This is a genomic window from Mesorhizobium silamurunense (assembly GCF_014843905.1).
Classification (GTDB): Bacteria; Pseudomonadota; Alphaproteobacteria; order Rhizobiales; family Rhizobiaceae; genus Mesorhizobium; species Mesorhizobium silamurunense.
This window is the reverse complement of record NZ_LPVS01000029.1, coordinates 123,250-129,672: the sequence shown is the minus strand read 5'-3', so window position 1 is coordinate 129,672 and position 6,423 is coordinate 123,250. Positions and strand designations below refer to the sequence as shown.

5 protein-coding genes and 1 pseudogene are annotated in these 6,423 nt (G+C 64.9%); 4 read left to right on the top strand and 2 right to left on the bottom strand.

Going from position 1 to position 6,423, the window contains the following annotated elements; genetic code table 11:
• Nucleotides 1-44: 44 nt before the first annotated feature.
• Nucleotides 45-1,469, bottom strand: coding sequence for an esterase-like activity of phytase family protein (locus AU465_RS07915; protein ID WP_246505915.1), 1,425 nt, complete (start codon nt 1,467-1,469; stop codon nt 45-47).
• 258 nt (nt 1,470-1,727) lie between these two features.
• On the opposite strand from AU465_RS07915, the pseudogene AU465_RS07910 reads away from it, so the two are divergent.
• Nucleotides 1,728-2,035: pseudogene (locus AU465_RS07910) on the top strand (ferritin family protein).
• 66 nt (nt 2,036-2,101) lie between these two features.
• Here the strand turns inward: AU465_RS07910 and AU465_RS07905 are convergent.
• A complete protein-coding gene (locus AU465_RS07905; RefSeq protein ID WP_192245595.1) occupies nt 2,102-3,127 on the bottom strand; it encodes a LacI family DNA-binding transcriptional regulator in 1,026 nt (341 codons plus the stop codon).
• Between the two features lie 198 nt (nt 3,128-3,325).
• Between AU465_RS07905 and AU465_RS07900 the strand changes: the two genes are divergently transcribed.
• The 3 genes from AU465_RS07900 to AU465_RS07890 all read left to right on the top strand — a co-directional run bounded on the left by AU465_RS07900 (nt 3,326) and on the right by AU465_RS07890 (nt 6,377).
• On the top strand, nt 3,326-4,357 hold the full coding sequence (locus AU465_RS07900; protein WP_192245593.1) for a Gfo/Idh/MocA family protein: 1,032 nt from the start codon (nt 3,326-3,328) through the stop codon (nt 4,355-4,357).
• Nucleotides 4,354-5,262, top strand: a complete 909-nt coding sequence (locus tag AU465_RS07895; RefSeq protein WP_192245591.1) for a sugar phosphate isomerase/epimerase family protein — start codon at nt 4,354-4,356, stop codon at nt 5,260-5,262. Before AU465_RS07900 ends, AU465_RS07895 begins: the two co-directional genes overlap by 4 nt.
• A gap of 101 nt (nt 5,263-5,363) precedes the next feature.
• Nucleotides 5,364-6,377 carry a substrate-binding domain-containing protein gene (locus tag AU465_RS07890; RefSeq protein WP_192245589.1) on the top strand — a complete coding sequence of 338 codons (1,014 nt, stop codon included), beginning with the start codon at nt 5,364-5,366 and terminating at the stop codon, nt 6,375-6,377.
• Nucleotides 6,378-6,423 lie beyond the last annotated feature (46 nt).

Sequence of the window (6,423 nt, the reverse complement as noted above, 5' to 3'; positions counted from 1 at the left end):
GCCTTCGCTGCAGCCTTCATCTTCTGGATCAATGAGTCCTGACCCTAGTTCTGGACGAGGCTGTTTCCAGCGAGGCCGGGCAGGGTGACCTGATAGACGAGGAAGGTGGTGTCGACATCGGCGCCGTCCTCGGCCTTGTACGGGGCGCCGACCTGGAAACCGTCCTGGGTGAGAAAATCGTTGTCGTTGGCGACGAACAGGAAATAGTCGTCGGGCAGCTTCGGATCGAGCACGCTCGCCAGCGACATCGCCTCCCACTTCTCCGAGAGGTTGTTCTTGTCGTTCGGCGCGCCATTGTGCAGGCCAAAGCGGCCGAGCTCGCCCTTGTCGTTAATGTCGATGAACGACGTCAGCTTGGCCAGAGTCACCGAGGGATCGAGCACGCCCTTCGGCGCAACCGGCTTGTCGGCGGCGTCGAAGGGACCGTTGGCAATGTCGGTGGCGCCGGTCAGGTCGACAATGTTGATCTTCCGGTAGAGCGACTCGTCGCCCTTCAGGCCCTGGCCGTTGCCGCTGTCACGCGCCAGCATCAGGAAGCTCTTGTCCGAGAGCGCTACGATCTCGCTCTGCGCGGCCACCTTGGTCTTCCCCTTGGCGTCCTTGAACACCGGCAGCGGCACGACATACTCATGCGCCAGCTTGAGGTGGGCGAGGTCGGAAGCGTTATAGACCAGCGCCCGGGTGTTCTGGCGCGTCGCGCCGGAATCGCCGCCGTCCTGACGGGGCGCCGACTGCAGCACGGCGATCAGGAACTTGCCGTCCGGCGTCATCGACATGCCTTCGAGGCCCTGGTTGTTCTGGCGCCCGCTCTCGGGATCCTTCGGATCGGGCTCGGCCGCGCCAGGTCCGGGATTGTCCGAGGCGAAGTTCGGCTTGCCGTGGCGCATCGGCACCAGGGCCGCCGGCGGCTGGGTGGCCGACATCAGACGGCCGTCGGCCGAGAAGCGATAGAGGTTGGGGCCATACTCGTCGGAGATGAACATGGTGCCGTCGGGCAGCCGCACAATCGCCTCGTCGTCCAGCGCCAGCTTGCCGTTGTCGGCCTGCGGCAGAATCGGCATGTCGCCGGCGGCGGGCCGCACGCCGTTGAGCGGGTCGAGGCTGGTGGTGTCGGCGCCCTTATCGTCGGTCAAGAGCATGGTGTCGGCGAGCATCGCCTTGACGCCCGATTGCTCCTGGCCCGCGGCAGGGGCGGCGCCGGGAGCGGTTGGGGTTAGTTCGATCGATATGGTGTTCAGGCGCGGCCGGTAATCGGTGGTGCCGACGACATTGTAGCCGCGATCGGGCAGCAGCCAGAGCGAGCCCTTGTAGGCGGCGCCGTCCCGCGCCCAGGACTTCGTGTCAATCGCCATGCCCGAGCCCGAGCCGAAGGTCTCGCCGAACTTGTCTTTCTGGCTGGCCGGAATGCGGCCGACGCCGACAAACCCTTTGTTGACATAGGCGACGCCGTCGGCGAGCGCCGGAGTCATGGCGGCGAACAGAGCGAGCGCAACGCCGAGCGAAACAGTTCGGTTCAGATGTTTCATGGAGATCCCCTTATGACAAAGCGGAGCGGGCGTCGCCAGCACCTCTCCGCCTAGCGGTCTAGGGCGCAAACATGATACTTGCGTGACAGCGTTGGCGTCCGTCGTGCGGCCGGAACCATGTCCGTCTTATTCCGTTGGAGCCGAGCCCTGATGCCGCTTCTCATTGACCGGTCAGGTCAGGGGACAGGAAGGGGACAAGAAATGGGTTTCGACCGGTATCATGAGCCGCCGGAAGAGCTGTCGCAAAAGGTGCGGACCTTTGCCCGCATGATCACCTCGCTGATCGAGGAGGCGGAGGCGATCAGCTGGTACGAACAGCGCATGTCGGTGGAAAAGGACGTCCAGGCCCGCGCTATCATGAAGAATGCGCAAGGCGAGGAGTTCAAGCATTTCGGCATGAATTCCTGCTGCGTCAGAAGGAGGACTGGCGCGCGGAGCTGAAGGAGATCCTGTTCACGTTAGGCGACATCGTCAAACGCGGCGAGGCAGGCGAGAAGAAAGCGGATTGAAGTCCACTCGGACGCAGCCAACATGGCCTGAACAGCAATCTACGGCGGCTCCCGCTTCCACCATCATCAATCGCTATCGCGCGCGATCAACTCCAGTGGCCAGACCTCGCGCATGATCCGCGTGCCTTCGGGGCCGGCGAAAGCTGGCAGGGATGCGAGCAGCATCTCGGCGAGCCTACGTCCCAGCGGCTCCAGCGCGGGGCGGAAGCCGGTCAGCGCCGGCGAGAAATAACGGCAGAGGGGGGTGTCGACGATGACGATAACCGCGATGTCGTGGCCGGGGCTGATGCCCATTTCGGCCAGCGCCTTGCAGCCGCCGAGAGCCATGGCGTCATTGTTGAAGATGATGGCCGTCGGCCTGTCCTTGGAAAGCATCACGCGTGGCGTCACCTGGTAGCCGCCGGCCTCGTTGATGAAGCCCTCCGCGATCAGGCCGGGGTCGACCTCGATGCCGTGCCGCCGCAAGGCCTTGCGATAACCGGTCATGAACAGGTGGCCGAAATTGAGATCGAGCGACGGGCGGATGGCGGCGATGCGGCGGTGGCCGCGTGAGACCAGCCGGTCGACGGCGTCGCTGCCCGCCTTCTCGAAATCGAGATCGAGGGAAGGGTAGGATTTGCCGCCGGAACGGCTGCGGCCGAGTGTGGCGAAGGGGAAGCCCCTCTCGGCGAGATACTCGATGCGCTCATCCTCGCGCCGCGTCCACGCCAGCACCACCGCATCGGCGCGGCGCGTCTCGACGACACGGCGCAGGCGCTCCTGCTGGTAGTCGCCCGGCGCGCCCATCACTACGATCAGGTCGAGGCCGCTCTCGGCGAGCCGCGCCTGCAGGCCGGTGAGGAACGGAATGAAGAAGGGCTCGCCATATTGCTGATCGCCCGGATGCGGCTGCAGCATGAAGGCGATCGAATGGGTGGCACCTTGTCTCAGGCTGCGGCCGGACTGGTTCGGTGCGTAGTTCAGCTTCTTGGCCGCCTCGAGCACGCGCTGGCGCGTGTCGGCATTGACGTCGGCGCGGCCGTTCAGCGCGCGCGACACGGTGCCGATCGAAATGTTCAGATGACGCGCAAGATCGTGAATACTGGACGCCAAGGACGGTTCTCCCACTGTCTTCGCTAGCATCGGCGGCCGCCGAGGCCAAGGCGGTCGACGGCGTTTTTTTGCAAACGGGCAATTGACATTCTACGCCTTCGGGTGTGTTGTCGTAAACGTTTACGGAAAAACGTTTACGGCGATGTCGTGAATGCCGTGGCGGTCGGCCGGGAGGGGGCTGATCGGGAGGAGCGCTGTATGATGGATGTCGTCCTTGTCGGGTGCGGAGCCATGAGCAGGGCCTGGCTCGATGCCGCAAGGCAGATGGACGGGTTGGCGATTGTCGGCCTTGTCGATCTCGACGCCGAACGCGCGCAGGCGAGGGCGCGTGAATACGACCTCACTAATGCTGTTATCGGCACCAGCGTTGACGGTGTTCTCGACCAGACAAAGCCCGACGCCGTGTTTGACGTGGTGGTTCCCGCCGCCCGGCGCGAAGTCGCCTTTTCCGCCTTCGCCCATAACTGCCACCTCTTGACTGAAAAGCCGCTGGCCGACAGTCCGGAAAATGCTCGCGCCATCATCGAGGCAGCGCGCCGGGCCGGACGCGTTCACGCCGTCGTTCAAAACCGACGCTATGTCGCCAATGTCAGGCGCATACGGCGGTTTCTCGATTCCGGCGCCATCGGCAAGCCGACCAGCATCCACGCCGACTTCTTTGTCGCGCCGCATTTCGGCGGTTTTCGCGAGGAGATGGCGCATGTGCTGCTACTCGACATGGCGATCCACACCTTCGACGCCGCCCGCTACATGGTCGCCGGCGAGCCGGCCAACGTCTATTGCCAGGAATGGGAGCCGGCCAATTCCTGGTACCGGCAAGGATCGTCGGCCAGCGCCGTCTTCGATTTCGGCGGCGGCAAGGTCTTCACCTATGCGGGCAGTTGGTGCGCTGCCGGCTTCCGCAGCAGCTGGGAAGGCAGCTGGCGCATCGTCGCCGAGCGCGGCAGCCTGCTCTGGGACGGCCATGACGGGCTGAAAGCCGAGGTGGTGCTGCCGGAGCGTGAAGGGCTGCTGGACAAGACGGGCCCGATGGAGGTGCCGCCGCTGGACCCGGCCGACCGCGTCGATGGCCATCTCGGCATCATCACCGATTTCCTGCACGCGATCGAAACCGGAACCGAACCGGAAACGCGCGGCAGCGACAACATCAAGAGCCTGGCCATGGTCTTCGGCGCGATCGAAAGCGCCGAGACCGGCCGCCGCGTGGCAATCGCACAGGAAACGCAATGATGCCGAACCCGCTTCTCGACATCAGGATCGGCACCATGGTGCGGGCCAATCTCGACGACCCGGCCGCCTATATCAGAAAGATCCTGCCGCTCGGCTTCGAGAGCATCCAGCCCTTCTTCTGGCAGACGCTGGGCGGCAAGGACCTAAAGCGCCTGGCGGGCGAAATCCGCGAGGCGATAGGCGATGCCGACGTGACGGTGTCGTCGATCGGTGTGTTCGGCAATCCGCTGGAGAGCGGCGAGATCGATCGCGGCGTGCTTGCGGCCTGGGAGACCGTCATCGACAATGCGCATCTGTTCGGCGCTTCCACGGTCAGCGGCTTCACCGGCCGCATCCGCGGCAAGCCGCTGACCGACAGCCTGCCACGCTTCCGCGAAGTCTGGGGGCCGCTGACCAAGCGCGCCGCCGACAAGGGTGTGCGCATCGCCTTCGAGAACTGCGCCATGGACGGCAACTGGGCGAGCGGCGACTGGAACATCGCCCATAATCCCGACGCCTGGGAGTTGATGTTCAACGAATTGCCAAACGACAATCTCGGCCTCGAATGGGAACCGTGCCACCAGCTCGTCTACCTGATCGACCCGATCCCGCAGATCCGCAAATGGGCGCCGCGCATCTTCCACGTCCACGGCAAGGACGCGACGGTGCGCTGGGACGTGATCCGCGAGCACGGCGTGTTCGGCCGCCTGCCATTCGTGCAGATGCGCACGCCCGGCTTCGGAGACAGCGACTGGACGCGGATGATCAGCGAGTTGCGGTTGGCGGGCTACAAGGGTGCCATCGACATCGAAGGCTGGCACGACCCGGTCTATCGCGGCGACCTCGAGATCACCGGCCAGGCGCGGGCGCTGGAATATCTGAAGCAATGTAGGGGAGGCGCCAGCTACCTGCCAAATCCGGTGTGAGGACCTGGCTGGCGAGAGGAGCCGGCCGACCGAGGACTGCGGCACCAAGCCGATCAATTCGAAAACCCTCTTCGCGAGGGATCAAAAAGGGAGGAACGTGCATGAGCATCACGACCAGAAGGACTGTTCTGCGCTCGACCGTCGTGGCGGCTGCTGCGGCGCTCTGCGCCTCGATCTTCACCTTGCCGGCGCAGGCGCTTGATGCCCAATGGTGCAAGGACGTCCACATCCGCTTCTTCGTCGGCGGCGCCGAGGGCGACGCCTTCGGCACCATCGTCTACAATGGCGCCAAGCAGGCGGCGGCCGATCTCGGGCCGAAAGTCGACTACATCTTCTCCCAGTGGGATGTCGAGAAGATGGTGCAGCAATTGCGCGAGGCGGTCGCGGTCAAGCCCCAGGGCATCGCCATGATGGGCCATCCGGGCGATGCCGCGATCATGCCGCTGGCCGAGCAGGCGCATAAGGACGGCATCAAGATGATGTATCAGAACGTACCGGTGCCGAAGGTGGTGGTGGCGTTCGGCGGTGGCTATGTCGGCGCGCAGCAGGAGCAGCAGGGCCGGGCGCTCGGCGCCGAGGCGTTCAAGCTCGCCAAGCTCAAGGCCGGCGACAAGGCGATCATGATCGGGCCGTTCGAGAACGAGAACCGCGGCGCCCGCGAGCGCGGCACGGTGGCGGCGCTGAAGGAGGCGGGCGTCGAGGTGATCCAGCTTTCCTCGCCGCCGAGCGGCGAATGGGCGTCAGACCCCAACCTCGCCATTCCGGTGATCACGGCAGCACTCCTCAACCACCCCGACGTCAAGGCGGTCGGCTATCCCGGCGGGCAGATGCTCGGCAATGTCGCCACCTATATGCAGGCGGCCGGCCGCAAGCCGGGCGACATCTTCAATTTCGGCTTCGATACCAGCCCGCAGATCGTCGAGGGTTTCAAGGGCGGCTGGGTGCAGCTCACGGCCGACCAGCAGCCGTTCCTGCAGGGCTATCTGCCGATCTTGAGCCTTTGCCAGCAAGTGGTGCTGGGTCTGGCGCCGATGAATGTCGATACCGGCGCCGGCTTCGTCACGCCGCAGAATTACGAGATCGTCGCCGAGCTGGCCAAGCAGGCGCTGCGTTGACCTCCCAGGCGGTCGGCCGGGATTAGGCCCGGCCGGCCGGATCGCC

What these genes read in the sequence shown, in the direction of transcription:
- AU465_RS07890 (WP_192245589.1), top strand. Translation starts at nt 5,364, where the DNA reads ATGAGCATCACGACCAGAAGGACTGTTCTGCGCTCGACCGTCGTGGCG.
- AU465_RS07915 (WP_246505915.1), bottom strand. Translation starts at nt 1,469, where the DNA reads ATGACTCCGGCGCTCGCCGACGGCGTCGCCTATGTCAACAAAGGGTTT.
- AU465_RS07900 (WP_192245593.1), top strand. Translation starts at nt 3,326, where the DNA reads ATGATGGATGTCGTCCTTGTCGGGTGCGGAGCCATGAGCAGGGCCTGG.
- AU465_RS07895 (WP_192245591.1), top strand. Translation starts at nt 4,354, where the DNA reads ATGATGCCGAACCCGCTTCTCGACATCAGGATCGGCACCATGGTGCGG.